Below are 26382 nucleotides of genomic sequence, written 5' to 3'. Positions count from 1 at the left end.
CACGGGGGAGTGACCTGACGGCGAAGCGCGCAAACAGCGTGCCCGTGTCGGCCGTCAACATGCGTCTCCCCCAAGGGCGCCGCCTGCCACCGGACCAGGCCCCGGTCGGGAACGGCACAGTGCATGCTTCTACGTTTCTGTGGTGTCGTCAAATGGGCGGCACGTGGTCGGCGCCGCCGGTGCGAAGCGCAATTCTTTTTCTTGACCGGCTTGTGCGTAACCTGGAGGAGCTATGAAGACCGTAAAAATCGACGCCCTTCGTCCCACGCAGATGACTCACGGCCTGCGCGAAATACGTCAGAAGACCGCAGTGTACAAATCGCTTTCGGGCCACGCCCTGGACATGGCTATCGCTGAAAAGCCGGTGCCAGTGGTATACGGGCCGGGCGGCACACCATTCGCCATCGACCATCATCATGTCGCGACGGCGCTCTGGCGCGCCGACATACAGGCCGTCCCGATTGTTTTGGTGGAAGACCTGTCGTCATCGACATCGGGCGAGTTCTGGCTGGCCCTGGAAAACCAGCGCTGGACCTATCCGTATGATGTTCGCGGCCGGCGGGTGTCCTTCACAATGATGCCCAGACACATCTGGGACCTCGCCGACGACGAATATCGAAGCCTCGCAGCAGCCGTGCGCGACGCAGGCGGGTACGAGAAAACGACGGTGCCTCTGGAAGAGTTTCGATGGGCGGATCTGTTCCGGAACACTCTTCCGTGTCCCTCCAGCGATGCCGAGTTTGCGTCGCTCGTAAAAAAAGCAGTCAAGCTGGCAAGGAGCGCTGTGGCAATGGGACTACCAGGCTACGTCGGACCCGCGAAGTAACAGACGTGGCATTAACCGCCCTTCCTCGCGTACGCGTCGTACTGCATCCATTTCCCGCACTGTATCGATGCTGGCGGACGATAGAACTTCTGGCATTTCCGCGACGAGCACGAATTTCGCAACCGCGTCGGACCCCGCCTCGTGCCCGCGCAATCCTTTTGCATAGGGACGTACGGGCGACTCGAGCAACACGTACGGATGGGCATGAAGGCCGTGGCCTTGCTGGGCTAAACCTGTACAGGAGGCGAAAAATGGACATTATCGTTGCATTGTTCGGCGAGGGAAAGGAACTCGATTCCCTGCAGATGGCCATGCGCGCTGCGGTCGCGTTCGTTGCGACGCTTATTCTCATCCGGATATCGGGCCGACGTTCCTTCGGCCAGCGTTCGCCATTCGACTACGTTGTGGCCATTTTGCTCGGCGCGACACTCAGCCGCCTTATCGTGGGTGCGTCACCTGCGATTCCAACGCTCGTGGCATCGCTGGTCATCGTGCTGATGCATCGCGCGCTTGGATGGGTATGCGTCCGGTCGCGGTCGTTGGAATCGCTGGTGGTCGGTGTCGAGAGAGAGGTCTACCGCGATGGGCATTTCAACGACGATCAGATGTCTGCAGCGCTCATCACGCGGGCGGACGTACTGGAAACAGCACGACAGGAGCTTCATTCTTTAGACCTCGATGATGTCCACGCCGCTATTCTCGAGCGCAATGGGGAAGTCAGCCTGATTCGCAAGTCCGACCCAGAGCGTCGGCGGTGACGCCCAGCGCGAAGGAAGGTGTCTACAGTGATGCGCAGGCTTTGTCGGCGCTTCCTTGCGGGATGTTAGCGTCGAACCGCAAGCCCCACCGGTTCGCGCCGGGCCGTCGCCCTATCGCGCCATCGCGACGTGAGTGTTGAGCTTGAGCGGTGGCGTCCCATCGCGAAATGGAGCTTGTGCTACGAAGCTTTTGATCACGCCCGGTTCGAAAACCAGACAGCAGGTCGAGCCGCCAAACTGGAAATAGCCAATTTCTTCACCCTTCCTGACGCGCTGCCCTGGCAACGCCTCGATTACGCATGATGAAACCTCTGCCATCCCGACAAATACGCAGCCGACCTGGCCGACCTTTGGGTCATCGCAGTCGATGACAATCACCGCGCGCGTGGCAATGGCGGTGATGTAGCCCTGCGAATCGTTCAATCCGCCCGGGTCGATACCTTCCGACTCCGCATCGGAGTAGTAGGTGCCATCGATGTGATATGCCTTTGATATGGTGCCGCTGACGGGCGCATGCCAGCGATGATAGTTGTAGGCACTGAGAAACGCCTGATAGACCGAGCCCCCCACGAACCGTTGCGCGAGATCGCGTTGACACGCCGTGAACATGTCCTGCAATGAGTACGGTTGCGATTTGATCCAGAAGCGATCGTGAAGTCTGACGTCCTGCTGGACGTTATAGGGCGACGCCTCGCAGGCGCTGATGATAGTCTTGTCGTCAGCCGGAGAAGCGACCGGTCGTGCGTCGGGCAGAAACCGGCGCGTAAAAAAGTCATTCCACGACGCGAAGCCCCAAAATGGCTGTTGCGGATCACACTCGAAATCCGGCATGCCAATTTTCTTGACTGCTTCGGGGCAGAACCATCCGTCGGGCGATGCAGTATTCAGGTGACTACGCGAATAAGGGCCGCTCAGGAATCCACACCAGACGCCCAGCACGCGCTTCAGTTGGGCGTTGAACGCAGGGTCCCGGAAGAGCGAATATCCGGAGGGCATACACATCGGCCAGTCGAGCAACGCGTTCAATGGACAGATGATGAGGCTGGACTCGCTGAACGGCGGCGCATACGTCATCACATAGTCGACTAACAGCATCAACTCGTCGATCGTTGAATAGCCGAGCTCATAGCCGGCGGACGACGCGTCATCAATGGCCCGCGCGAGATCCATGCGAAGCACAGGATCGTCATTGACAAGCGCCGCGAGTTCCTGGACAACGCTCGCCCGCGGCGCCCCGCCGGCGCGCTCGCGGGCACGCGCGGCGAGATTCTTTCTGAATGTGGCGAGCGCCGCCTCTCTGGAGGGTAGCCAGCCCCCCAGCCGCCGTCGTTCGTCGATCATCGTGTCTGATCCGGTTGCCATCACCTGTTCTCCCGTGTGTTGCGCAACGCAAAGAATTGGCGAGGGGCGTCCAAGGCCGTCTCGTGTTCGCTATCGGAAGCAGCTCAAGGCAGATGGTTCCCGCCCGTGACACCGTAAATCTCGCCGGTCACAAAGCTGGATTCCTGCGATGCGAGCAGCACATAGATCGGCGCGAGTTCCGCGGGCTGACCGGGACGCTTCATTGGAACCTCGGCTCCGAAGCGCATGACTTTCTCCTGCGGCTGCCCCCCGCTGGGCTGCAACGGCGTCCATACGGGCCCGGGCGCAACAGCGTTGACGCGGATGCCTTTTCCGGCAACCTGTTTGGCGAGCCCGTGCGTAAACGCGGTGATTGCGGCCTTCGTCGACGCGTAGTCGAGCAGAATCGGGCTGGGCTGGTAACTCTGGATGGAACTCGTATTGATGATCGTGGCGCCAGGCGGCATATGCGGCAGCGCCGCCTTACACAGCCAGAACATCGCGAAGACGTTGGTACGGAAGGTCGCCTCGAACTGCTCGGTAGTGAGGTCTGCGATGTTCTCAACCGCGTGCTGTTTGCCAGCCACGTTGACCAGAATATCTATCCCGCCAAGCCCCCCGACAGTTTGATCAACGAGACTTTTGCAAAATTCTTCATTTCCGACATCACCCGGAATGGCAAGGACCTTACGGCCCTCCTTCGTCGCCAGTTGCAAAACTTCCTGCGCGTCCGCTTCTTCACTGGGTAGGTAGTTGAGGACGAGATCCGCGCCTTCCCTTGCAAAAGCGATCGCCACGGCCCGGCCGATGCCGCTGTCAGCGCCGGTGATGAGCGCCCGACGCCCGGCCAACCGGCCAAAACCCTTGTAGCTTGTTTCTCCATGGTCCGGCTTCGGCTTCATGTCTCTGGCGAGGCCAGGCGCCGGCTGCGGCTGCTTTTCGAATTCCGGCTGCGGATACTGTGTCGTCGGATCCTGCATCGTGAACTGATCGAAGGTTTTGCCCATTTTCCCTCTCCGGTTAAGGACTCATCGCCGCCGCTGGACTACAGCGGGCAGGCGGAAAATAGGAGCATTCGCAATTCGCATTCCTCGCCGATGTCGGCATTACACACAGACGTTGCGACGGGGCACCCGGGCCGCAATTGACCGGCCAGCCTGGCTGGACCATACCCGTCCATGACGATGGGTACAGTAGCCATGCGGAATCCAAACCGCAGTTCATGAATCGCCATGAATGCCCAGGTGGCAACGATGAACAACGGACGTTCCACATCCCAGCCTTTCCTCATCCGGCGGGCCCGTGAGCGCGTCCGGTCGTCATCTGTCTTTTGCGCCTGCGTATTCCACGCCAAACCGAACGCTGATTCCACGGCTGCCCGAGCGCGTTTTCCGCGCGTAACCGAGCAGTAAGCCGGAGGACGGCGACGCGGGATAACCATGGCACGCTTGACGATTTTGTCGAGCGAGCGAATGTCGAATAAAAGATTAACTGTCGTTCGCCTATCAGCGATGTCGCGGGCGCCCAGCATAATGGGCCGGGTGTTTGATGGGCGGCTCATCACGCTGATGTGTACAGGCGTCTGGACTAATTCGAACCCGACAGATCATAGGCTACACGAGTAACTTTCTGCGACATGACTTACCCTGCGCTTCATCAGGCTGGCGTTTGGGCCGAAATGCCCGTTAGGTTCGTCGGCGGTTGGAACTGACTGCCAGCGAAGCTACCGTTGCGATCGCATATCCACATAAACGCCCATTGTTGCGCAACCTCGATCGCCTCTTCCTCAGTATCGAACCACGAAAGATTGCGCTCGATGTGCATTTCGCCGTCTACATCCTCGTCTGCGGACACGCGCACCAGTCGCGCGCGTGCGAAGAATTTCCCACAGGAGAATTCCGGGGTTGCATCAATGTTCCACCCAAGGTACCCGCATTTCATGATCACCTCCATACCGGCCTATTGCGATTTGAAAAACCAACCATGGAATCATCCGACCGTGTTCGCTAAATGCTCTTCCTCGGTCAAGTTCGCAGGGCTTTGTTTCTGCAGTCGGGCAGAGGCCGTCATGGACCAGCGCCAAGGCCACTAACCCTTCGGCGATCAAACAACGATCTTCATCAGAGCAAATGACGGGCCATTCTACATATACACCGCGGCTAACGAAGCCACTTGCGTTCCCGCGCCCGCCGGTTGCGGCTTCTGCCAGGCAGGACGGTCCCGATAGGTGAAACTACTGCGCCAGCATCGGACTGCAGGCGCCGCGTTCTGTAAAAAAGTTTTGCTATTTTTGAAAAAAATATCGACGCCCCAAACGGGTCGTTCCGCCGGGCGCCGTCAGGCGGAGACGTCCACAAAGCGGCAATCCCGAAACCACCGACGAAGGACCGTATGATGTTGCAGATGGCTCGAGCGACTCTAGGTGTCGCCGCGAACCAAACGCGATTGCCCGATCGCCGCAAGCAAGGCGGCCAGCGATACCGGTTTGCCAACGTGTGCGTCGAAGCCGGCTTGCAGTGCTTCCGTCACATCTTTTTCGCGTCCAAATCCGGTTAAAGCGATTGCTGGTATGGTCGCCGTCTGGGATAGCTTCCGGAGTTCCGCAATGAGTTCATAGCCGCTCATTCCCGGCATGCCGATATCGGACAGGATCAGATCAAATGGGGCTTCGGCTGCTGCGGCGAGCGCCGCCTTCCCGCTGAGTTCGGCACGCACTTTCGCGCCTTCCATTTCCAGCAGCGTTCGGAAGGCGTTCAGTGCGTCGGCAGAATCGTCAACAAGCAGCACTCGCAAATCCTTCAGGACGCTCCCATCAACCTCAATGTGGGCATGTTCCGCAGGCAACGAGGTGGCGATTTCGGGCAGTCTCACGGAGAACGTCGCGCCCCGCCCGACGCCATCGGAATGCGCGTGGATCTGCCCGCCGTGCATTTCCACCAGTTGCTTCACCAGCGAAAGCCCGATGCCCAGGCCGCTGTGTTCCCGGGCGGGACCGGTACGGCCCTGGCTGAACATATCAAAGACGCGGGGAAGAAAATCAGGTGCGATTCCCTGTCCTGTATCTTCAACCTGCACACACACGAATCCGTCTTCAGGCAAAAGAGTCACGTCTACCCGGCCGCCCGCCGGAGTGAACTTCAGCGCATTGCGGATGATGTTCCAGAAGATCTGTTCCAGACGGACCGGGTCAGCCTGTATCTGAACAGGGCTGTCCATGCCTGAAACGGATACGGTAACGCCGCTGGCAGCCGCGTCAGACGCGCTAGCGTCGACCACCGTGCGCACGATTGCCGAAACGTCGACGGATACCAGATGCAGCGCGAGTTTGCCGGTTCGCGCCCGGGACAGGTCAAGCAGATCGTCAATGATTTTTGCCTGGCCAACCACCGCCCGGAGAATCACATCGGTTGCGTCCCGAACCAGCGGGATCGCCCGAAGTTCCGGTGCGCGCGTCAGCATCTCCGCCTTCACGTGTATGAGGTTCAGCGGGTTCTTGAGTTCATGCGACAGCACCGCAAAGAATTCGTCCTTTTGCCGGTTCGCCGAGACGGCGCGTGCCCGAACCCGCCGTTCCAGTTCGAGCTGATTGGCCTGGCGACTTTCCGCACTCTTCCGGTCCGTCAGATCCCGCGCGATTTTGGCGTAGCCCCTGAAGCCGTCTGTATCGATCGCGGTGGTGACGCCACTGCAGTAGATTCGCCTGCCATCCTTGCGCACATGCCACCGTTCATCCTCGGCACGGCCCGCACTTCTGGCCTTCTGTCTCTCAGCCAGTGGCACGCCCTGTTCCCGGTCCGCCTCCGCAAAGATCAGATCAATCGGCTTTCCGATCGCTTCCGCTTCCTCATAGCCGAACACGCTCTGCGCCCCTCTGTTCCAGCTCATTATCACGCCGTCCAGGTCCTGCACGATGATCGCGTAATCGTTTGTCGTGAGCGCGGCGAACTTCAATCGCTCTTCGCTGGCTCGCGCCGCGTCTTCCGCGTGGCGCCGCGCGCTAACATCGATCAGGGTCAGCACCGCGCCCTCAATGCGGTCATCGAGTGTCCGGTACGGCAGCAGTCGCGCAATGAACCACTCTCCATCGTTTGTGCTGACTTCCCGTTCCGTCAGCTTGAGTGTCTCGAACGCAGCGGCCGCATCCTGTGCCAGTTCCGGATAGTTCAGGCGATGCCGGAGGTCCAGCAATGGCCGGCCAATATCAGTCTCGATCAGGCTGAAGATATTCACTGCAGGCGCGGTAAAGCGCTTGATCCGCATGGCCCGATCCACGAAGATCGTCGCGATGCCACTCGACACAATAAGATTCTGAAGGTCGTCGTTTGCCCTCGCTTCGTCTTCGACCTTCGTCTGAAGCTCGGCGTTCACGGTGACCAGTTCCTCATTGATCGACTGTAGCTCTTCCTTGCTGGTTTCGAGCTCTTCCGTTGCCGAGCGCATTTCCTCGTTGATTGCCTGCAATTCCTCGTTCGATGCTTTCAGTTCCTGGGTCGACAGATTCGACTGTTCGACGTTGGATTGCAGAAGTTCTTTCGTTCGGATCAGCTCGGCTTCGAGGTGGGATACGACCCGGTCCTCACCAGGGTTGCGAGCCGGATCGGGTGAGCCCACCATCTCGGATTCGTGAAATTCGTCGAAGAAGATGGCGACCACATCGCCGCCGGCTGCCTCGTCGTGGAATGGATGGACAGAGAGACTGACATAGGACACGGTGTCGCCCCGCGAGAACCGGACCCGTTTGACCTCGACACTATTGCCATGCTGTAGCGCCTGATAGAGCGCGGTTCTCAGCTCGAGGCGCAGATCAGGATTCACGACGGTGAGCAGATTGTGCGATGGCTCGCCGCCGACGTAACGCAGAAAGCGCCCGACGTGTTCGGACATGTGCAGGATCTCAGCGTCCCGGTCGACGAGAATGCTTGGCGGGGAGAAATGTTCGATCACCCGCTGATGCAACGGCGCAAACGAAAAGCTTGCCGGCCTAGGTAACGGCCGCGCGACGTCGGCGTAGGATGTGTGCGGCATCTTCCCCGCTGACGTTAGTCGGGGTGTCACTCGCGTTCGGTGCGTGGCAGGTTTCGCGCGGTAAATGCGGTTCTTCTTGTCGACGGGCGCAAACAGGTCCTGCGCTATCTCCGCTGACTCGGAGCTCCCAAGGAAAAGGTATCCGCCAGGGCGCAAGGCGAAATGGAAAGTCTGCAGGACCTGCCGCTGAACATCGCGGTCAAGATAGATGAGCAGGTTGCGGCATGTCACGAGGTCAAGCTGGGAAAATGGCGGGTCACGCAGGATGTTGTGCGCAGCAAAGAGGACCTTTTCCCTGAGCGCCTTGCTGACAACGTAAAACCCTCGGGTGTGAGCGAAAAACTGCCGCAGCCGGGCGGGCGGCACATCGGTCAGGATGGACTCGAGATAGCGGCCGGATCGCGCTGACTCGATGGCGCGTTCGTCAATGTCGGTGGCGAATACCTGAATGCCGGACTGATGGTTCTCTTCGGCCAGCCGTTCGCACAACAGCATGGCGAGCGAATAGGCCTCTTCGCCCGTCGAGCACCCGGCAACCCAGGCGCGAACCTGTTCTTCTTCGTTTCTGGCTTCAAAGATCCTGGGTACGACCTCCCGCTCCAGCGCTTCGAATGCTTCACGATCGCGGAAAAAATTCGTGACGCCAATCAGCATGTCCCGTAGCAACGCCTTGTTTTCGTCGGGATTTCGTTCCAGAAAAAGGAGGTACGAAGGCAGATCGGGAAGCGCATTGACCTGCAGGCGTCGTTCGATGCGCCGCAACACCGTTGCGCGCTTGTAGTGACGGAAGTCATGCCCGCTGTGAATCCGCAGTGCCTTGAGGATCTCCTGTAACGCATTTTCGGCTGTCGCGACAGCGTTTTCACTCGGCGGGACCGCAGCGACGGGCGGCGCCCCTTCAACCGCCGGTAGCTGGATCACCTGTGCATTGCTCCACAGTTCGATCAGTTTTTGCGGAAGATCGACGACCGGCAGCGACATGTCTATCAGCCCGGTGGCAATGGCGTTTTGTGGCATCTCGCCGTACTCGGCGTCGTCCGGACTCTGAGCCAGCGTGACGCCGCCACACTCCTTGATCCGGCCGATCCCGGCGGTCCCATCACTGCCCGTGCCGGAGAGGATTACGCTTATGGCGCGAGCGCCATGTGCGTTCGCAAGGCTTCGAAAGAACCGGTCGATGGCCACCGGCCTGCCCGACGGGCGCTCCGCCGGCGTCACCCGGAGATAGCCATCAAACATGGACAGGTCATTCGATGGGGAGATCAGATAGACGCTGTTTTTTTCGATGTGCGTCGGCTCGCGAACCTGCATGACGGGCATTGAAGTTACGCGCTGCAGCACCTGATCAGCACGACTTTCGTACTTCGGGGAAAGATGCAACACAATGACGAATGCCATGCCACTGTCTGCGGGCATCTGCTCGAAGAGACGAAGAAGCGCCTGGATGCCGCCCGCGGAAGCGCCGATGCCTACCACCGGAAACGCCAGTGAAGCGGCGGGCGTAGCCGTAGCGCCGGATTGTCCGGAGCCAGGGTCTGAGGATGTTGTAGTGGTCATGGGCAGCTATGAAGAGTCCGGGGATAACGGGCCCGGTTTGCCGTGAGACGACGGCATGGATCGTCCAGCGTACACCGGCCTGCATGGACAGGAAAGCAGAAGCCGCGCCTGGACACAGTGATCAGGTGCAAGTACGCAAGGGTTGCCGGAATTTTTGCCGCGCCAGACGCAGTCGGTAATAAGTGGGATTGTATGCGGATGCAGAAATGCATGAGCCGTCGCGCCCATTTTCTTGATGAGCCGACAAACGGTCACGGTGCACGGGCCCTCCGGAGTTCGTGGGCTCGGCGTCGGGCATCGGGCTGCGTGCTAGCGACCGTGGACGCCAATCAGCAGGGAGAGCCGACCCGATCCTGACACGGCCGTTGCCCGGCCATGCGATGCTGGCTACGGTGGTTCCTCGGGAATTGCGCGCCTCGCACCAGTCAAGATTGGCACTGGCATCGGCGGTGACAGCGCCGGCGGGGGTATGCGTTTCCAGAGATCACCGCGAAAGCGAACCGGCAGGCCCTGCCTCTCATTGCGTTATGGCCACGCGGCAGGACCAGCGCAGATCTGTCCCGGGGTTCGTATGGGCGCAGGCAACCAATTTGCCTCAGTGGAATGCGCAGGAACGCAAAATGCGCCGATACCCCAACCGCGAGTGCCGGCCGCCGGACATCGGGTACGTATGATGCGACGGAGAACGGTGCCTCTTCTGGAGAACCGCCATGCCTGATATCAGTTCATCGCTGTCGCCCACTGTGACCTCAATGATCCGGCTGGACCACATGCATGTGCTCGCCGCATTCCATCGCTATCACGCGGATAGCCCGTGGTGGCGCAAGCGCGCCATTGTCAAGTCGGCCTGCGCCGCGCTGGAGATTCACGCGCAGCTGGAGGAAGAAGTTTTCTACCCGGCGTTGGCCGGCGTACTCAGCGAAGACGAAACGCTCGATAAAAGCCGCCCCGAACATGACGAAATGCGCGCCACGATCGGCAGGCTGCGCGCGACGGGCCCTGAAGACGCGGCCTACGATGGCCTGTTTCAGCAACTGATGCGCGAGGTCATGCATCACATTGCCGACGAAGAAACGGTCCTGCTGCCCGCAGCGGAGCGCGCATTGAAAAGTGAGTTGCGCGCCCTGGGCGCGCGGATGACAAGGCGCCATCTTCAACTGATCGGCGAGCGTCCGCGCGAGCTCGCCGTGAACACGGCCGGCACCTTCCCGGTCGCTACGATCCTGCTCGGATCGTTGCTGGTGCTGGGGATCAGGCATTGCCTGCCGAAGGAGACCAGAAGGCGCGTCGCCGGCTAAAAAGCGATGAAAGGCGAACAGGCGAACAGGCGAACAATTCACCGCGACGGGTCTCCTTCACACAGCCGGCTGCCGGGCCGGCTTGTCGATGATCCGTACCGGAATGGACTTCGCCGCAGGCACCTTGCTCTCCTCTGCGCAGTGCCATAGCGGCAGTAGCGGATTGCATTCCGGATAGTAGCCGGCAACGCAGCCCCGGGGAATGTCGTACGCCATGACGGTGAGACCATTGACACGCCGCTCAACGCCGTCATCCGCAATAGTTTGCAGACCGACCCGGTCGCCCTCTGAAAGGTTGCTCGCAGCGATATCTTCCCTGTTCATCAATATGACCATCCGGTTTCCTTTGACACCACGAAAACGGTCGTCCAGGCTGTAAATGGTCGTATTGAACTGGCTGTCCGAGCGCAACGTCATGAGCCGTAGCACGTCTTTTCCCTGCGCGGGCATATCGGGATCCTCGCCCAGGTCTTTGGGCACAAGGAATTCGGCTTTGCCGCTCTTCGTTTTCCAATGCCGCTCCCGCGCAGGTAGAGGCTTTGGAAAACCACCAGGCGTCCACATGCGCTGATTGAAATCGTGGAATATCTCGGGGTACGTTTTTGCGATTTCATCACGCACGACAGAATAGTCGTCGCGCCACGCATCCCAATCGATCGCGAACCGGCTTCCCAGCGTCGCCTTGGCGATGCCCGCGAGGATAAAAGGTTCAGAGCGGATTCGCTCACTGGCAGGCTCGGCCACGCCGCGAGAACCGTGCATGCATGCCGTGCTGTCTTCCACCGAAACCGCCTGATCGCCGCTTTTCTGCCGGTCGATCTCGATGCGGCTCAGGCACGGCAGGATGTAAGAGATTTCACCGTGTATGAGATGGCTGCGGTTCAGCTTGGTTGCGACATTTACGTTAAAATGCAGATGCTGCCATGCGGGTTCGATCCGATTCCTGTCAGGCACGGAACGCACGAGATTGCCACCCAGATTGAAAACGGCCCTGACTTCTCCTTTTATCATTGCCTCGAACGCCTCCACGGTATTGAGGCCTTTCGTGCGCGGCGGCGCAAAAGAGAACTGGCTGGCGAGCCTATCGAGCGGCGCCAGCTCGGGCTTCTCCGTGATGCCAACGGTACGCTGCCCCTGCACGTTGGAGTGCCCGCGCACGGGCGAAGGCCCGGCACCGGGCTTGCCAATATTGCCTCGCAGAAAGAGCAGGTTGCACACCATACGGACGTTCTGGACGCCGAGCCGGTGCTGGGTCAGCCCCATACCGTAATGGATCATCACTGCTTCTGCCTTCATGTACTCGTCGGCCGCTGCTTCTAACGCCTCGCGTGTCAGCCCGCTCACATTCTCGATGTCCGTCCATGATGCGTCGCGTGCAAAGTTTGCAAACGCAGCGTAGCCGGCCGTGTGATCGCGGATGAAAGCGACGTCAACGGTGCGCGGCCCGCCTTGCTCGACGGCCCGATCGTCGGCTGCAATCACGGCCTTGCAGATGCCGAGAATTGCCGCGGTGTCGCCGCCGGTCTTCACCTGGTGATACTGCGTACTGATCTGCGTGCTCGCCGGTGTGAGCATCTGCGCGGGTGACTGGGGATTCGCGAACCGTATAAGCCCGGGCTCCCGAAGGGGATTGAAAGTGATAATCGGTACGCCGCGTTTGCGCGCGCCCTGTAACTGATGAAGCATGCGTGGACTGTTGGTGCCGACGTTCTGGCCGAAAAAAAACATCAGATCCGTCTTCTCGAAGTCATCGAGCGTAATGGTCCCTACGCCCACCCCGATCGCTTCCTTCAGTCCGACGCTGGTGCTTTCGTGGCACATATTCGAACTGTCGGCAAGATTGTTCGTGCCGTACATGCGCGCGAAAAGCTGATACATGTACGATGTCTCGAGTGACGCGCGGCCAGAAGCATAGAACACCACACTGTCCGGGTCGAGGCCGTTCAGTTCGCGGCCGATCTCATCGAACGCCTGCTGCCAGTCGACTTCAACGTATTTATCGGTGACGCGGTCGTAGCGCAACGGGGCAGTGAGCCGGCCCGCTTCTTCCAGGTCGTGGTCATGCCAGGACAATAGCTCCTTCACGGTATGCAACCGGAAGAACTCCGGCGTCATCCGCCTGGACGTCAGGTCCCACGCCGTTGCCTTCGCGCCGCTTTCGCAGAACTCGAAGACATGCGGGTCCGCTGGCTTCGCCCACGAACAGCTGACGCACATGAAGCCGTCGGCTTTATTCTGCTTTGCGAGCACCGCGCGGGTCTTCGCGCCGACATGCTCCTGGGCCAGAATCGTCGTCACCGCCTTCAACGACCCCCAACCTCCGGATGCGTACGGGTACGATCGTGCAGCGTCCTTTTTGTTCATCACTGTCTCCCAGGGAACGCGAGTAGAAGTGACACGCACAAAGCATACCTACCGATCTGGTCATATCAGCGCCTGACTGTGGGCAGTGCACCGGAGCCGCAGAAAGGCGGGCCGTCGAGACATTTCCGCCGCCGTGTGTGCCCGTGTTGCCAGTGGCATCAGACACCAGGCGCCGGAGCAATGCTCCGTGAGCGTCGCCTTGCATACCTGTGCGGTTTCGTCGCTGTCAGATGCCGCGTGAAAGCGGCGAGACGCCGCAACCCGGAAGAGGTGAACCGTGGCTCTCGAGGATCATTCCTTGCTGTTCCGCAAGGTAGTGAAGTTCGTTTCCGTTGCTCGTCGGGGATATTGCTATGAATCTTCCTATGCAAGTCGTGTCGTTCCTTTCTTCGCGAGGTCTCAAGCTGGCCACAGCCGAATCGTGCACCGCTGGTCAGATCGCGTCTTATCTCGCCAGCGTCCCGGGAAGTGGTGCTTGCCTAGACGTTGGCTTTGTCAGTTATTCCCCATCGGGCAAGGCTGGCTTCCTCGGCGTCAAGCTGTCGACCATGAAGCGGTTCGGTCTTACCAGCCAAGAGGTTGCGCGTGAAATGGCCGAAGGCGCGCTCAGGCAGGAGGGCTGCTGCGCGGACATTGTCGTGTCCAATACCGGACTGGCAGAGTCTGGCACGGAAGGCGGGCCACCTCCAGGAACGCAATGCTTCGCCTGGGCGTTCCGCACGCGGCGGCAGGGGATACGGACATTCGCCGAACCGCGGCGCTTCGCGGGCAGCAGAAACGATGTCCGTTCGGCCGCTGCCCTGTATGCCTTGTCGCGTATTGAATATTACTTCAACGAAGTTGCCGCCACGTGGCGCACCTGGGTGAGGCACCGGACATGAACCGTGCCATTTCTGTTCGTTTTCATTTCTGCCCCACCTGTGCGGATAGCTTTTTTGACTGTGACGAATATCGCGCTGAATTCATTTCCCGAGCTTGCCGCGTAGCACCGAGACGTCGCGGGTCGTAACCGGCGCTGCTGCGTTACCCCAGGTCGTGCGCACAAAGCTCAGCACACGGGCGATCTCGGTGTCGGTGAACTGATTCGCGAACGCCGGCATCTTGCGATGTGCCGGACCGTTCAGCGTCTGCGGACTACTGCCGCCCTCCAGCATAAGCCGGATCAGCGACGACGTGTCGGGCGCAAGTACTACAGGATTGCCCGCAAGCGCCGGGAATTTTTGTGATTCGCCGTACCCGTCGGCCTGATGACACTTCGCGCAGAACGATAGATAGAGTCCGGCTCCAGGACGTTCGACGTCGCCGGTCTTCAGCGACACAGCCGTTTCCTGCGCCCTTTGGGAGTTCGGGGTGAAGGCACCCGACGCTTCGCGCGCAGGGAGGCTCTTCAGATAGTGCGCGATCGCATCCAGATCATCGTCGTTGAAATATTGAGCGCTGTCCTCGACCACCTGCACCATGCTGCCAAACGTTACCACGTGCACATCGACGCCGTGACCGGATTTGAGGAAGGAAGCGATGTCGCGTTGCGACAGGCGCCCAAGCCCCGAACCCGGATCGCCTGTCAGGTTCGGCGCGAACCAGTGATCGTTGGTGCCACCCGTCAGGTACAGCCTCGACGACTCGTCGTAGCCGCGCTCCTCAAAGCCGGGGCCACGCGGCGTATGGCACGCGCCGCAGTGGCCGAGCGACTGGACGATATAGGCGCCCCGGTTCCATTGCACGTCAAGCCTGTCGTCCGGGGTGAAGCGAGCGTGCCGTACGAATGCGAAATCCCAGAAGAAAAGGCCCCAGCGCTGGCTGAACGGGAACGGCAGTTTCGTTTCAGGCGGCCGGTTGCTGACCGGTTGCACGCCATGCAGGAAGTACGCGTACAGCGCCTGCATGTCCGCGTCGCTGATCTTCGTGAACGACGCGTACGGCATGGCCGGGTAGAGCCGCTTGCCGCCGGGTGCCACGCCGTCGCGCAGCGCGTGCTCAAAGTCCGCATAGCTGTAACGGCCTATGCCGGTTTGCGGGTCCGGTGTGATGTTGGTCGAATAGATTGTGCCGAAGGGCGAGCCCATCGCGAGGCCACCGGCAAACGGCGCGCCCTGCTTCGGCGCGGTATGGCAACCGGCGCAGTCGCCGAGCTTCGCGAGATATTCGCCGCGCGAAATCAGCGCCGGGTCCGTCAGCGCAGCGGTTGTACTGGCATCACGGGAACCTGTCTGCGCGAAGGCGTGCGCAGACACGCCCAGCACGATCGCCGTCATCGTGACGACGAAGATGGCGCAAACGGCCCGCGGCGAGATCCGGTTCATCTCGGTCATCGCCACGCGCTGCACGGCGAGACGAGCAGGACCGCCAATCCGGTCGCGACGAGCCCGACGAGAAAGAGCAAACTGAGCATGAGACCCGCCATTGCGAGAAAGCGCGTTCGTCCCACACCTGTATCGGAAACCGGCAAAGCGGGATCCGGGCGTGCGGCGCGCGTCATGCGCCAGCCTAGCCACGCAACCGAGACGCCCGCGGCGCCGATCAGCAGCGCGACGATACTCATCACGTCTAGCGCCGACATCAGCCACGACCATTGAGGCGCTGCAAGCGCAGTTCGATGCGGGAAACACGCCTGGGCCGCCAGCGTCTCGCCGATTTCCGTCTGCAGGATCCATGCTGCTGCCGCGCCCAACAGGCCGAACAGCATCATCAGCGCCCCGCCGCGCCGTCGATATGGACTCAGCCACCCGGGCTTGTTGGCGGAGGCCGGACGCGCTGCCGCCGGGGCTGGCCCATCGGGCGCTTTCTGATAAATCGCTGCAGCTAACATCGTCGCTCTCCTAGAAGAGAAAAGGCGTGACGTACAGCGTCGTGAAAAGAAAGAGCCACACAACATCGACAAAATGCCAGTACAGGCCGCCGATTCTCAGCGCAGCGCAACGCTTTTCGTCGAAATAACCCAGCGCCGTCCAGGTCAACAGGCATGCCAGCACGACGAGTCCGACGAGCACGTGAATCACGTGAAAGCCGGTGATCGTGAAGTACAGCGACCCGTACAGATGCGTCGCGATACCGTACGGATGGTCATGCCACTCCTTCATCTGAATGCCGACGAAAACGATCCCCAGCACAATCGCAAACGCCATCGACGCAACCGCCCAGCGGATCCTGCGTCGACGCACCATGCGCTCGCACAGCCACACGAACACGCTACTCGAGAGCAGCACGCAGGTATTGAGCGCCCCGATGCCGATCTTCGGCAGTCCTTCGGGCGGCCAGTGCAATTCGGTCTGCGAGCCAAGGTACAGATACGAAAAGATCAGATAGCCGAATAGCGACGCTTCGGTGGCGACCGTCGCCATCATGCCCCACCAGCCGCTCGATAACTTGCCCGCGCTGCCGACCGGAAGGATCAGGTCGCTATCGGTCAGCTCACTCATGGCCGGCTCCCACATCCTGCACGGGCTCCGGCTCCCGCTGTATCAGCAAGCGCTCGGGCCATAGCCATAGCAGTATCGCCGCGCCGCATGCCGCCACCATGAATCCCGCGAAGATCCATGCGTGCAGCAGCATGGCGACGAACAGCAGCGCACTGAACAGACCGAGCAGGAACGGGGCATAGGAGTCGGCCGGCATCCTGAGGATGATGTCGGGTTTCGCATCGAGCGACGTCGTGCCCAACGCCTCGCGGCCATGGTCCAGCACGAACCCTTCATCGAGCCTTGAGTGAGCGCCCTCCCCGATCCGGTCTTCCCACAGCGGATTGCGGCTCGCCACGAATGGCACGACGGCGAAATTGTAGGGCGGGGGCGGCGACGATACCGACCATTCGAGTGACGCGCCGTCCCAGGGGTTGTCGCCGGCCGGCTTGCCCCGCCGCAGGCTCACTGCCACGTCGATCAGAAAAATGAGAATGCCAAGGGCGAACACGAACGAGCCGATCGTAGTTACCATATTGGTCGTATCCCATCCCATATTCGCCGGGTAGGTATAGATCCGGCGCGGCATGCCCAGCAGGCCCGAAATGTGCATCGGGAAAAAGCCGACGTTAAAGCCCATAAAGGTGACCCAGAACGAGAGCCTGCCCAGCCGCTCACTGGTCATCCGGCCGGTGAACTTGGGAAACCAGTAATAGATGCCACCCAGCACGGGAAATACGTTGATGCCGAGCAGCACGTAGTGCAGGTGCGCAACGACAAAATAGGTGTCGGTGAGCTGCCAGTCGAATGGCACGGCGGCTGTCATGACACCGGAAACGCCGCCAATCACGAACATCAGCACAAAGCCCGCGAAAAACAGGAACGGTACGCGGTAGACCGGACGTCCAAGCCAGATCGTTGCAATCCACGCGAAGGTGGCAACCGCGCTCGGGATCGAGATGAGCGTGCTGGCGGCGCCAAAGAACGCCAGCGCGAGTGGCGCAATCCCTGTCGCGAACATGTGGTGAATCCAGACCACGAAGCCGATCATCATCGTTGCGACAGTGGAGATCGCGACGGGCGTATAGCCTACGAGCGGCCGGCGGCAAAAAGTTGGTAGCGCATCGGACACGATGCCCATCGCCGGCAACACCACCACGTACACCCACGGATGGGCGAATATCCAGAACATGTGCTGCCATAACATCGGTCGGCCGCCATTGGCGACATCGAAGAAGTGCGTGCCGACCTGCCGGTCGAGCCACAACATGAGAAACGCCAGGCTGACCGACGGCACCGCCACCAGGTTAGCCGCAGACGCAGTCAGCGTGCCCCACACCAGGATTGGCAACCGGTCGATCGACATGCCGGGTGCGCGCATGCGCAGCAGCGTGACGACGAAGTTGACGGATCCAACCGTCGTCGAGACACCGAGCAGCACCATGCCGAGCGCGTAGACGTCAACGTTCGGCCCGGTGTTGTATTCGAGACTCGAGAGGGGCACATAATTGAACCAGCCGGCGTCGGGTGCCTGACCTAGAGGAAAGCTCGCATAGAGAAAGACGCCCGCGAAGAGGAAGACCCAGAACGAAAGTGCGTTAAGGCGCGGAAATGCCATGTCGCGCGCGCCGAGCACGAGTGGCCACAGATAGTTCGAAAACCCCGACAGGACCGGCAGCGCGTACAGGAAAATCATCGTGATGCCGTGCATCGTGAAGAGCTGGTTGTACTGCTCCGGCGACAGCAGATGTGAGTTCGGCCGTGCAAGCTGTACGCGCATGACGAGCGCCTCGATACCGCCCGCGATCAGAAAGATAAACGCGGTCACGATGTAGCGCATGCCGATCCACTTATGGTCCACGGTCGAGAGCCAGCCGCGCCATCCAGGTTCGCTTTCCCATAGTTCGCGCAGACGCTGCTCGCGCTCCGAACCTTGCGGCATGCGGCCGATTTCCGCCCGGCGTGCGAGTCGCAGGTCGGGCGGATTGGGTGCGAGGTCGGCCATGTTCTTCCTTGTCGGGTAGCGTTGCGCTAGTGGAGCGCCGCGAGATAGGCGGAGAGCGCAGCGGCATCCTGCCCGTTCAGCGTAAAGCTGGGCATCAGCGAATCCGGTTTGATCCGTTGTGCGTGCTGGACCCAGTCGAGCACGTGATCAGCGGTATTCGTCAATGTGCCCGCGGCAAGCTGCCGGCGCGAGCCCACATGCGTGAGGTCCGGCGCCTGCACACCGGCAGCGTCGCTGCCCCGTACCGTATGGCAGCCGGCGCAGCGATCCATGAAAATCTTCTGTCCGGTTCGCACCTGGCCGTCAGCCGGGGGCGCCGCCTGACGAATCTGCGCGTCGCGCCAGGCATCGAAATCCGCCTGCGGCTGCGCGACGACGTCGAACGCCATGTGTGCATGCTGGGCGCCGCAAAACTGTGTGCATTGACCACGATAGACACCTGGCGCATCCGCCTGGATCCATTGCGTGTTGACCTGCCCCGGAATCGCCTGGGTCTTACCGGCAAGACGCGGTACCCAGAACGCGTGAATCACGTCCGCACTTTTGAGTCCGATCCTGACCGGCACACCCACCGGGATGTGAATCTCGTTGGCTGTCACGAAATGATGAGCCGGATCGGAGTCGTCGCCGTAATCGACCTTCCACCACCAGTCGTACGCCGTGACGGAGATGCTCAGCCCCGGTGCGGGCGAAGGTTGCGCGACCGCCTGCAACGTGACGAGCGTGTAGAAGAGCGACACCAGCAATGCCAGGGTCGACACGCCGACGCCGATGTAGATCCACCCCATTCCGCCCTCCTCCCTGCCCAGCGCGCGCGGCGTGGCCGCGGGACGACGCCGCCCAAGCGCGCCCGCCAGCAGGACAGCAATGATGGCGACAACCGCGACGCACATCGCAGTCAGGCCCCAGCCAAGATGCATCGTGGGCGTCGCCGCGGGTCCGGCGGAATGCAGGAAATATTCGAGCGGCGCGTCGGCTTGCGCCAGCGGCGGCGAGAGGAGCGCCGCTAAAAGCGCAATCCTGCATTCGCCTTGGATCAGCGCGAGACGCACGACAGCTTCCCGCGCGCGGCGAGCGCTTCGATACGATCTGCGGTCCGGTAGGCGATCGGCGGAATCGTCAGCGACGGATTGACACCGCCTACGGTCGGAAACACCGAACCATCGCAGATCCACAGATTCGGGATGTCCCGACTGCGGCAATCTCCGTTGACCACACTCGTACGCGGATCATCGCCCCTCCGCGCGGTGCCGTTCAGATCGCAGGTATCGTTGTCCTGATTCCAGATCCCGCGTGCGCCCGCGGCCCGCAGGTGTTGGCCGGCAAAGTCGAGCGCGTGTCGCACGAGGCGCCTGCCGTTGTCCCACAGCGAATAGGTGACGCGGGCGGTCGGCAGTCCGTACCGACCATTTCCTTCAGCGAGGGTGACGCGGTTCCGCTCCTGCGGCATCCACGCGATGGTGCCGTCGACCTCATGCCTGTCGGATGGGATGGTGTACGCCAGTGGCCGTATCCGAGCAAGCGGCGCGGCGGTTGAACAGGAGGACATTGCCTCAGTCCTTCTTCCGTTCGGACTGGTCGTGATGCTTGTCGTGATCCTTGTCGTGATCCCTGTGGCCGTGCGGAAGCACGGCGCTGAGAACCTGCTTCATCGCCCCCATCAGCATGCCGCCTTCCTGAGGGTCGCCCTTGATGAGCGTTTCCGCGAAGGCCCTGGCTTCCTTCAATGAGATGTGCGGCGGTAACGGCGGCACGTTGGGGTCCGACTTCACTTCGAGCACCACGGGGCGGTCCGCTGCGAGCGCTTCGTCCCAGCCCGCGCCGAGGCCCTCGGGATCGTTGACGTAAATGCCCTTCAGTCCAATCAGTTCTGCAAACTTGTGATACGGCACATTGGGAATCTGCTGCGATGCATCGAACTTCGGGTCGCCTTCCATCACGCGCTGTTCCCACGTCACCTGATTCAGATCCTCATTGTTCAGCACCATGCAGATCCAGTGCGGACTCGACCATTGCTTCCAGTACTTCGAAACCGTGATCAGTTCGGCCATGTTGTTCATCTGCATGGCGCCGTCGCCGACGAGCGCGATCACCGGTCGGTCCGGATAGGCGAACTTCGCGGCGATCGCGTACGGCACTGCCGCGCCCATCGACGCGAGGCCGCCGGATAACGAACACATCATGCCGCGACGAATCTTGAGATCACGCGCATACCAGTTTGCGCACGAACCCGAGTCACTCGTGATGATTGCGCGTTCGGGCAGACGTGGGAAGAGTTCCCACATCACGCGCTGCGGGTTCACGTTGGTTTCGGCTTTTGCCATCGCTCGCGCTTCGAGCGTCTTCCACCACTCGCCGACCCAGCCTTCGATCTTCCTGCGCCATGCACGGTCGGTTTTTTCCTGCAGCAGCGGCAGGAGCGCCTTCAAAGTATCGACGCTGTCGCCGACCAGATTGACCTCCATCGGATAGCGCAGGCTCAGCATGTCCGCCTTCAGGTCGATCTGCACGCCGCGCGCCTGGCCTTCTTTTGGCAGGAATTCCGAGTAGGGGAAACCGGAACCGATCATCAGCAAGGTGTCGCACTCCGTCATCATGTTCCAGCTCGGCCTGGTGCCGAGCATGCCGATGGAGCCCGTGACCCACGGGAGCTCGTCGGGCAGTGCCGCCTTGCCGAGGAGTGCCTTCGCCACGCCGGCGCCGAGTTTGTCCGCGATCGCGATGACTTCGTCGGTGGCGTGCAAGGCGCCCGCGCCGACCAGAATCGCAATCTTTTCGCCCGCATTCAGCACGCCGGCCGCGCGACGCAGGTCGTCATCCTTCGGCACGACCTTGGGTGCCGAGTAGCCAATACCCGAATGAACCGTGCCGTGCTGGCCTGGCGGGTCCTGATAAGCCACGTCCTGGAGATCGTTAGGTAGCACAATTGCGGTTACGCGTCGTTCGGATAACGCGATGCGGATCGCGCGGTCGACCAGATGCCGCACCTGCGCCGGCACGCTCGCCTGCTGCACGAACGCGCCGGCAACATCCTTGAACAGCGAAGGCAGATCGATTTCCTGCTGATAGTGACCGCCGAGCGACGCGCGCGCCTGCTGGCCGGCGATGGCAAGCACCGGCATGTGATCCATCCGCGCGTCGTACAGGCCGGTGACGAGGTGCGAAGCGCCGGGACCCGAGGTCGCAAGACATACACCAAGTTCCCCGGTGAATTTCGCATGCGCCGAGGCCATGAAGGCGGCCATTTCTTCGTGCCGGACCTGAATGAACTCGATCTTTCCGTCGGCCCGATTCAAAGCGCCCAGGATGCCGTTGATGCCATCCCCTGGATAGCCGTAGATGCGCCTGATACCCCATTGATGCAGGCGCTCGACAAGAAAATCGCTGACGGTCTGACTCATCTTCGTTCTCCTGGTCTGCCTGGGGCCGACTGGCAGGCGGTTGTTTGCTCACATCTGCGTCGCGCGTCCTGATCTGCGCTTTCGGTATGAAACTGATGTCACGACGTGCCGTGCCGCAAAAACCTTGCCCGCGTGCCTCCCCTCTGCATGTCGGATGCCGCCGCGCAACAGCGCAGGACTGCCTCAGCCGATTTTCAATGGCGTAACAGGTCGGCCCATTTTGCAATTGCCGTGTAAAAGACTCGAACAATGCAACTTCCACATTGCGGGCGTTGAGCGAACCGGCTTGCGCCGCCTTGCTATCGGCCGCCTCAGGGGACGGCTAGGCCCTTGCGGATTATCTTTCGGTAGGTCGCTCAGCACCTTCACTTCGCGCCGCGCGATCCAGGCCGGGTCCCCCCGCAGAACGTCGAACTGCGTCGTGTCGTCAGTCGGCAAGAAGTGAATATTGAAGACCTGCCTGCCGACGCGCAAATCGCTGAGCTTCAGATCGTTCGGCCGGGCAAGCAGGCCGTTCGGGGTCGATGTAAAGCGTCTCCCTAGGCGCATCGGGCTGGAGCCCATGGACCGCCTGCAACAAAGGGAAGACCAAACCCTCCGCCCGGGGCCTGCGGAACATTGACGTCTGGATACTGGACAGGAAAGCGGGCGGATGCCCCACCCACGGCACATGTCCGGTCGCATCAGCCGCGCCACGACGCATCCACTGTGGACACCGACGGCTGAGTGTCGAAACCTCGCCCGCTCTGTCCGGCCTACCTCGCAATGCGGCAGTTAGTCTGGTGTTCGCTGCTGCCACATGGGGAATAGGCGTACCTGGCACGATACCGCGCGACGCGCCGGCATCGATCGGATCTGGCGGATCGCATCGTGGCCAGATTTTTCGGGCGGATGTCGGTGCAGTTCGAATGGTGCGGCAACGAAAGATCCGGCGCGGGTCCGCAAGCACGTAACGTCGACGACCAGATCATGAATCAAAGGCAAGCCTGGCAGCGATCGCAGGACGATCCGCGAGGGCGGGTCGTTCATGTAGACCTGTCACGCGGGACCGTGCCCGAAGTTGATGTTGATGACGTCGGAACCGCGAATGCCCCTCGCGGCACGGCAATCAGCGCGTGACACGACTTCTGGATCAATCGATGGTCGGCCAATCGGGCTGTAGAGCGGCGCGACACGCTGCTGAAGATCAGCCAGATCGGGAACCTGATCGATGCCTTACAGCAGACGCGGGCGAGGCACATGATTTTCCCGGTCGAATGAGTTCAAAAGCTTGTCGTGCGCGGCACCCAACTGAGACATCATTGACGATGTACTCCCAGCGATCAATGTGGTTCAGAACACCTATTCGCGGTTCAAGCGACTTTTTTTAAACAGTATCGGCCGGCTATGCCCTACGGGATGCAGCACAGTCGGTGCGTCGCCCTGCGCAAACTCCGCTCGACCGTTTTACAAACATCGAAGTGCAGGTGTACCTACGGGACCGGCGAGGCGCCATACTGGACGTCCAGGTGGCCGAATCTGGACGGACTCGCCATAGCACCAGAGTTCCGCACATCCCATGAGTTCGGTCGTCCGGGCACGCCCTTCGGGACGAGAAGGCATCTCCGTCTCACGAAGGGACTGCGTTCACGGCGGCTTCGCCCGCGTGAGTGTCGGTCACCCGGCAGCCACGAACGTCCGGGCACACGCCTTGCTCATTACCAGATTTATGTCGTCAGGCGGTGCCAGAAGGTGCCGATTGTTGATGCTACGAGTGTCGATCGCGTGGCTCGGGTGAGTAGCGTCGCTGCCGTTACGGCATTCTGTGTCCGCATTACACCGCGAATCGCTTTTTTGTCGTGAAATTTCTACCTGGCACTCGAAGATGCTCACTAGCAACGACCTTTCTCCCGGTGTGGCTCACGATTGCGATCATTTCGTCCAGTTCTACGAATCCGACGCCGGCCTGGCGGACGAGGTGGGAACGTTTCTGCTACGCGCGTTGAGTACCGGCGGTAGTGCTATCGCAATCGCAACCGCGCAGCATCTCGCGGCGCTGACGTCGTGGCTTGATGCGCGTCGAGTACAACAGACGCAACGCAGACTTGGGGATGCGGTCACGCTCCTCGACGCGCAGGCTACGCTCGACGGCTTCATGGTTGACGGCTGGCCAGACGAGGCGCTGTTCGCCGCGACGGTAGGAGCCGTCGTCGCAAATGCTGCGCAGGCCGGCCAGCCGCTGCATGCATTCGGAGAAATGGTCGCCGTGCTATGCGACCAGGGGCTGGGCGAAGCGGCACTGCGTCTTGAGCAGCTGTGGAACCGGCTCGGCGAACGCTACAGGTTTGCACTTTTTTGCGCATACCCCGGCAGTGCGTTTCCCCGCGCCGAGGACACTCAGCTATTCCGGCACATCTGTCACGCGCATCAGCGTGTGTTACCCAGCGTTGCACTGCGCGACGCTGACAATCAGGAACTACACCTGAGGCTCGCACTGGCCGAGCAGCGCGCAAGATCTCTCGAAGACGAGATGGCGCGGCGAAAGACGGCAGAGCAGCAGCGCGACGCCATGCTGATGACCTCGCCCGTCGCGTCGGCGCTGCTCCTCGGAGAGGACCACAGGTTCCAGCTTGCGAACCCGCGCTATCTCGACATGACGGGCCGCGACGACCTGATCGGCCGCCCGTACCTTGATGTATTTCCGGACGAGCGCGACGGTCCGATTGCAGCTGCGCTCGGGCAGGTATTGACGCATGGCCTGCCCGTCGTGCACGAGGAATATCGGACGATGGCGAGAGACATCGACGGCACCATCTCGATGCGGGTGCATACCCTTCACTTCGAACCGTTACGTGCATCCTCGGGCAGGATCGAAGGTGCAATCGTCAGTGCGGTTGAGGTCACAGGATATGTCCGCGCCCGGGAGACGCTGGAAAAGTCCCGCGCTGACCGGGAAGTCCTGCTTGCAGAACTGGAAAAGGCTAACCGCGCCAAGGACGAGTTTCTGGCCATGCTCGGACACGAGCTGCGCAACCCGCTTGCCCCCATCGTCACCGCACTCGAACTGATGGGCCTGCGCGACAGTAGCTCAACCATGCGTGAGCGGGCAATCATACAGCGCCACGTAGATCATCTGGTGCGACTCGTGGACGATCTGCTCGATGTATCCCGCATCACCCGCGGCAACGTTGATCTGGACAGGCGCCTGGTTGACCTGCGAGAAGTCGTGACGAAGGCCGTAGAGATGACGAGCGGACTCATGGGACAACGCCGTCACCGGTTGACCGTAGCGATAGATCCAACGCTCACGTGCGTCGGCGATCCGATGAGGCTCGCGCAGGTTGTAGCCAATCTGCTGGTCAACGCCGGAAAATATACAGAAGCGGGCGGCCAGATCACCGTAAGCGCTACGAGCATTGACGCCGCCAACCTACGGATACGCGTGTGCGACAGCGGCGTCGGCATTCCGCCGGACGTTCTGCCTCACGTCTTTGACACGTTCTACCAGGGACAGCAGACCATCGATCGCGCCGAAGGCGGCCTCGGCATAGGCCTGGCGCTCGTGAAGAACTTCATGAAACTGCACGGGGGACACGTCGAAGCGGCTAGCGACGGGCCCGGGTGTGGCAGCCAGTTCACGATCGTACTGCCTCGCGCACCGTTGGACCTGGTCACCGGCGAAGCGGCAGCCGCCGTCCCGATTTCTGGAGCACCGCCGGCAGCCATGCCCTCCGGGCAGCGCGACGGTCGTCAGCAGCAACATCGCATTCTGCTCGTTGACGATAACGTCGATGCGGCAGATGCGCTTGCGGAATTGCTCCGAACCTACGGCCATTTGGTCAGGACCGCCTACGACCCGGTAGCAGCCCTGACGGAGGCGCACGTTTTTCGGCCTGACGTTGCGGTGCTCGACATCGGACTGCCTCTTATGGACGGCTACGAACTTGCCCGACAGTTGCGAGCTGATCCGGGCAGTTCTCCGTGCGTGCTTGTCGCGCTGACGGGCTACGGCCAGAAGACAGACCATGAACGCAGCCATGCGGCCGGCTTCGATCACCATTTCGTAAAACCCCTCAGGCCCGCGGACCTTCTCGACGTTATCAGTGGCGTGCCGGTTGAAGGCCCAAAGTTGTGAAGGATTGTCAGCCGATTTGCGGTAGTGTTTAGCGGGTAGCGGGTACGAGGATCGCAGGCATGAATCGCGTCCATCGTTGTAATGTGTCGCTCGTCGCGCCTATGCAGGTCAACGATGATCGGCGTCGCCCCTGAGGAGCCTGGCGGTCCGCGGACGGTGCCTGATTTCGCGGCCCCATTTGGCGCTATCGCTGGAGCCGGTCGGCAACGAGCGGCGCTCGCGTGTCCGGGCCCGGAACACCCTGCGCCCCCGTCCGTTACAACGCAGCGGGTAAGAAATAAGGCGCGCTGCCCCT

General features: G+C 61.1%; 17 protein-coding genes and 1 pseudogene. 5 read left to right on the top strand and 13 right to left on the bottom strand.

The features are described from left to right. The first annotated feature begins 232 nt into the window (after positions 1–232). A complete protein-coding gene (locus PQQ52_RS19965; protein ID WP_408214829.1) occupies positions 233–826 on the top strand; it encodes a ParB-like protein in 594 nt (197 codons plus the stop codon). Positions 827–1077: 251 nt separating this feature from the next. Beyond that, positions 1078–1584 carry a DUF421 domain-containing protein gene (locus PQQ52_RS19960; RefSeq protein ID WP_408214826.1) on the top strand — a complete coding sequence of 169 codons (507 nt, stop codon included), beginning with the start codon at positions 1078–1080 and terminating at the stop codon, positions 1582–1584. A gap of 111 nt (positions 1585–1695) precedes the next feature. Here the strand turns inward: PQQ52_RS19960 and PQQ52_RS19955 are convergent, their stop codons facing one another. The 5 genes from PQQ52_RS19955 to PQQ52_RS19935 form a co-directional block, all read right to left on the bottom strand. After that, positions 1696–2946 (bottom strand): phosphatidylserine decarboxylase family protein, encoded by a 1251-nt coding sequence (locus PQQ52_RS19955; protein ID WP_408214823.1) that lies wholly within the window; start codon positions 2944–2946, stop codon positions 1696–1698. Positions 2947–3029: 83 nt separating this feature from the next. Continuing rightward, positions 3030–3932, bottom strand: a complete 903-nt coding sequence (locus PQQ52_RS19950) for an SDR family oxidoreductase (RefSeq protein ID WP_408214821.1) — start codon at positions 3930–3932, stop codon at positions 3030–3032. Between the two features lie 38 nt (positions 3933–3970). Continuing rightward, complete coding sequence (locus tag PQQ52_RS19945; RefSeq protein WP_408214818.1) at positions 3971–4486, bottom strand: hypothetical protein; 516 nt, start codon at positions 4484–4486, stop codon at positions 3971–3973. A gap of 95 nt (positions 4487–4581) precedes the next feature. Continuing rightward, positions 4582–4878, bottom strand: a complete 297-nt coding sequence (locus PQQ52_RS19940) for a hypothetical protein (RefSeq protein WP_408214816.1) — start codon at positions 4876–4878, stop codon at positions 4582–4584. A 465-nt stretch (positions 4879–5343) separates the two neighbouring features. After that, positions 5344–9507: a CheR family methyltransferase gene (locus PQQ52_RS19935; protein ID WP_408214813.1), complete on the bottom strand. Its 4164-nt coding sequence runs from the start codon at positions 9505–9507 to the stop codon at positions 5344–5346. A gap of 710 nt (positions 9508–10217) precedes the next feature. Here PQQ52_RS19935 and PQQ52_RS19930 point away from each other — a divergent pair. After that, positions 10218–10805, top strand: coding sequence for a hemerythrin domain-containing protein (locus PQQ52_RS19930; protein ID WP_408214810.1), 588 nt, complete (start codon positions 10218–10220; stop codon positions 10803–10805). A 57-nt stretch (positions 10806–10862) separates the two neighbouring features. Here PQQ52_RS19930 and PQQ52_RS19925 read toward each other — a convergent pair whose 3' ends face one another. Further along, entirely contained in the window at positions 10863–13169 is a 2307-nt protein-coding gene (locus tag PQQ52_RS19925; protein ID WP_408214808.1) for an FdhF/YdeP family oxidoreductase, read from the bottom strand. Positions 13170–13522: 353 nt separating this feature from the next. On the opposite strand from PQQ52_RS19925, the gene PQQ52_RS19920 reads away from it, so the two are divergent. Next, on the top strand, positions 13523–14050 hold the full coding sequence (locus tag PQQ52_RS19920; protein WP_408214805.1) for a CinA family protein: 528 nt from the start codon (positions 13523–13525) through the stop codon (positions 14048–14050). An 81-nt stretch (positions 14051–14131) separates the two neighbouring features. Here the strand turns inward: PQQ52_RS19920 and PQQ52_RS19915 are convergent, their stop codons facing one another. The 7 genes and pseudogenes from PQQ52_RS19915 to PQQ52_RS19885 all read right to left on the bottom strand — a co-directional run bounded on the left by PQQ52_RS19915 (position 14132) and on the right by PQQ52_RS19885 (position 21973). After that, entirely contained in the window at positions 14132–15472 is a 1341-nt protein-coding gene (locus PQQ52_RS19915) for a c-type cytochrome (protein ID WP_408214925.1), read from the bottom strand. Between the two features lie 5 nt (positions 15473–15477). Continuing rightward, positions 15478–15978 (bottom strand): hypothetical protein, encoded by a 501-nt coding sequence (locus PQQ52_RS19910; RefSeq protein ID WP_408214802.1) that lies wholly within the window; start codon positions 15976–15978, stop codon positions 15478–15480. Positions 15979–15988: 10 nt separating this feature from the next. After that, positions 15989–16588: a cytochrome c oxidase subunit 3 gene (locus PQQ52_RS19905; RefSeq protein WP_408214799.1), complete on the bottom strand. Its 600-nt coding sequence runs from the start codon at positions 16586–16588 to the stop codon at positions 15989–15991. Next, positions 16581–18572, bottom strand: a complete 1992-nt coding sequence (gene ctaD, locus PQQ52_RS19900; protein WP_408214797.1) for a cytochrome c oxidase subunit I — start codon at positions 18570–18572, stop codon at positions 16581–16583. The genes PQQ52_RS19905 and ctaD overlap by 8 nt, the downstream gene beginning before the upstream one ends. A gap of 26 nt (positions 18573–18598) precedes the next feature. Further along, positions 18599–19624, bottom strand: a complete 1026-nt coding sequence (coxB, locus tag PQQ52_RS19895) for a cytochrome c oxidase subunit II (RefSeq protein ID WP_408214794.1) — start codon at positions 19622–19624, stop codon at positions 18599–18601. Beyond that, positions 19609–20022 (bottom strand): annotated as a pseudogene (locus PQQ52_RS19890) (GMC oxidoreductase); the annotation flags it as partial. The gene coxB and the pseudogene PQQ52_RS19890, both read right to left, overlap by 16 nt. Before the next feature lie 103 nt (positions 20023–20125). Further along, the gene (locus tag PQQ52_RS19885) at positions 20126–21973 is read right to left on the bottom strand and encodes a thiamine pyrophosphate-requiring protein (protein ID WP_408214791.1); all 1848 of its coding nucleotides are present in this window, start codon (positions 21971–21973) and stop codon (positions 20126–20128) included. A 1864-nt stretch (positions 21974–23837) separates the two neighbouring features. Between PQQ52_RS19885 and PQQ52_RS19880 the strand changes: the two genes are divergently transcribed. Beyond that, on the top strand, positions 23838–26087 hold the full coding sequence (locus tag PQQ52_RS19880) for an ATP-binding protein (RefSeq protein WP_408214789.1): 2250 nt from the start codon (positions 23838–23840) through the stop codon (positions 26085–26087). Positions 26088–26382: the final 295 nt, after the last annotated feature.

It is taken from the genome of Paraburkholderia sediminicola (assembly GCF_046030555.1).
GTDB classification, from domain to species: Bacteria; Pseudomonadota; Gammaproteobacteria; order Burkholderiales; family Burkholderiaceae; genus Paraburkholderia; species Paraburkholderia sediminicola_E.
The sequence above is the reverse complement of the archived record's forward strand: the minus strand, read 5'-3'. Positions and strand labels throughout refer to the sequence as shown.

Excerpts from the sequence above, each read along its gene's own strand:
- PQQ52_RS19880 (WP_408214789.1), top strand. The coding sequence starts at position 23,838 with ATGCTCACTAGCAACGACCTTTCTCCCGGTGTGGCTCACGATTGCGAT.
- PQQ52_RS19905 (WP_408214799.1), bottom strand. The coding sequence starts at position 16,588 with ATGAGTGAGCTGACCGATAGCGACCTGATCCTTCCGGTCGGCAGCGCG.
- PQQ52_RS19885 (WP_408214791.1), bottom strand. The coding sequence starts at position 21,973 with ATGAGTCAGACCGTCAGCGATTTTCTTGTCGAGCGCCTGCATCAATGG.
- PQQ52_RS19910 (WP_408214802.1), bottom strand. The coding sequence starts at position 15,978 with ATGTTAGCTGCAGCGATTTATCAGAAAGCGCCCGATGGGCCAGCCCCG.
- PQQ52_RS19935 (WP_408214813.1), bottom strand. The coding sequence starts at position 9,507 with ATGACCACTACAACATCCTCAGACCCTGGCTCCGGACAATCCGGCGCT.
- PQQ52_RS19925 (WP_408214808.1), bottom strand. The coding sequence starts at position 13,169 with ATGAACAAAAAGGACGCTGCACGATCGTACCCGTACGCATCCGGAGGT.
- ctaD (WP_408214797.1), bottom strand. The coding sequence starts at position 18,572 with ATGGCCGACCTCGCACCCAATCCGCCCGACCTGCGACTCGCACGCCGG.
- PQQ52_RS19940 (WP_408214816.1), bottom strand. The coding sequence starts at position 4,878 with ATGGAGGTGATCATGAAATGCGGGTACCTTGGGTGGAACATTGATGCA.
- PQQ52_RS19930 (WP_408214810.1), top strand. The coding sequence starts at position 10,218 with ATGCCTGATATCAGTTCATCGCTGTCGCCCACTGTGACCTCAATGATC.
- PQQ52_RS19950 (WP_408214821.1), bottom strand. The coding sequence starts at position 3,932 with ATGGGCAAAACCTTCGATCAGTTCACGATGCAGGATCCGACGACACAG.
- PQQ52_RS19955 (WP_408214823.1), bottom strand. The coding sequence starts at position 2,946 with ATGGCAACCGGATCAGACACGATGATCGACGAACGACGGCGGCTGGGG.
- PQQ52_RS19915 (WP_408214925.1), bottom strand. The coding sequence starts at position 15,472 with ATGAACCGGATCTCGCCGCGGGCCGTTTGCGCCATCTTCGTCGTCACG.
- PQQ52_RS19960 (WP_408214826.1), top strand. The coding sequence starts at position 1,078 with ATGGACATTATCGTTGCATTGTTCGGCGAGGGAAAGGAACTCGATTCC.
- PQQ52_RS19965 (WP_408214829.1), top strand. The coding sequence starts at position 233 with ATGAAGACCGTAAAAATCGACGCCCTTCGTCCCACGCAGATGACTCAC.
- PQQ52_RS19945 (WP_408214818.1), bottom strand. The coding sequence starts at position 4,486 with ATGAGCCGCCCATCAAACACCCGGCCCATTATGCTGGGCGCCCGCGAC.
- PQQ52_RS19920 (WP_408214805.1), top strand. The coding sequence starts at position 13,523 with ATGAATCTTCCTATGCAAGTCGTGTCGTTCCTTTCTTCGCGAGGTCTC.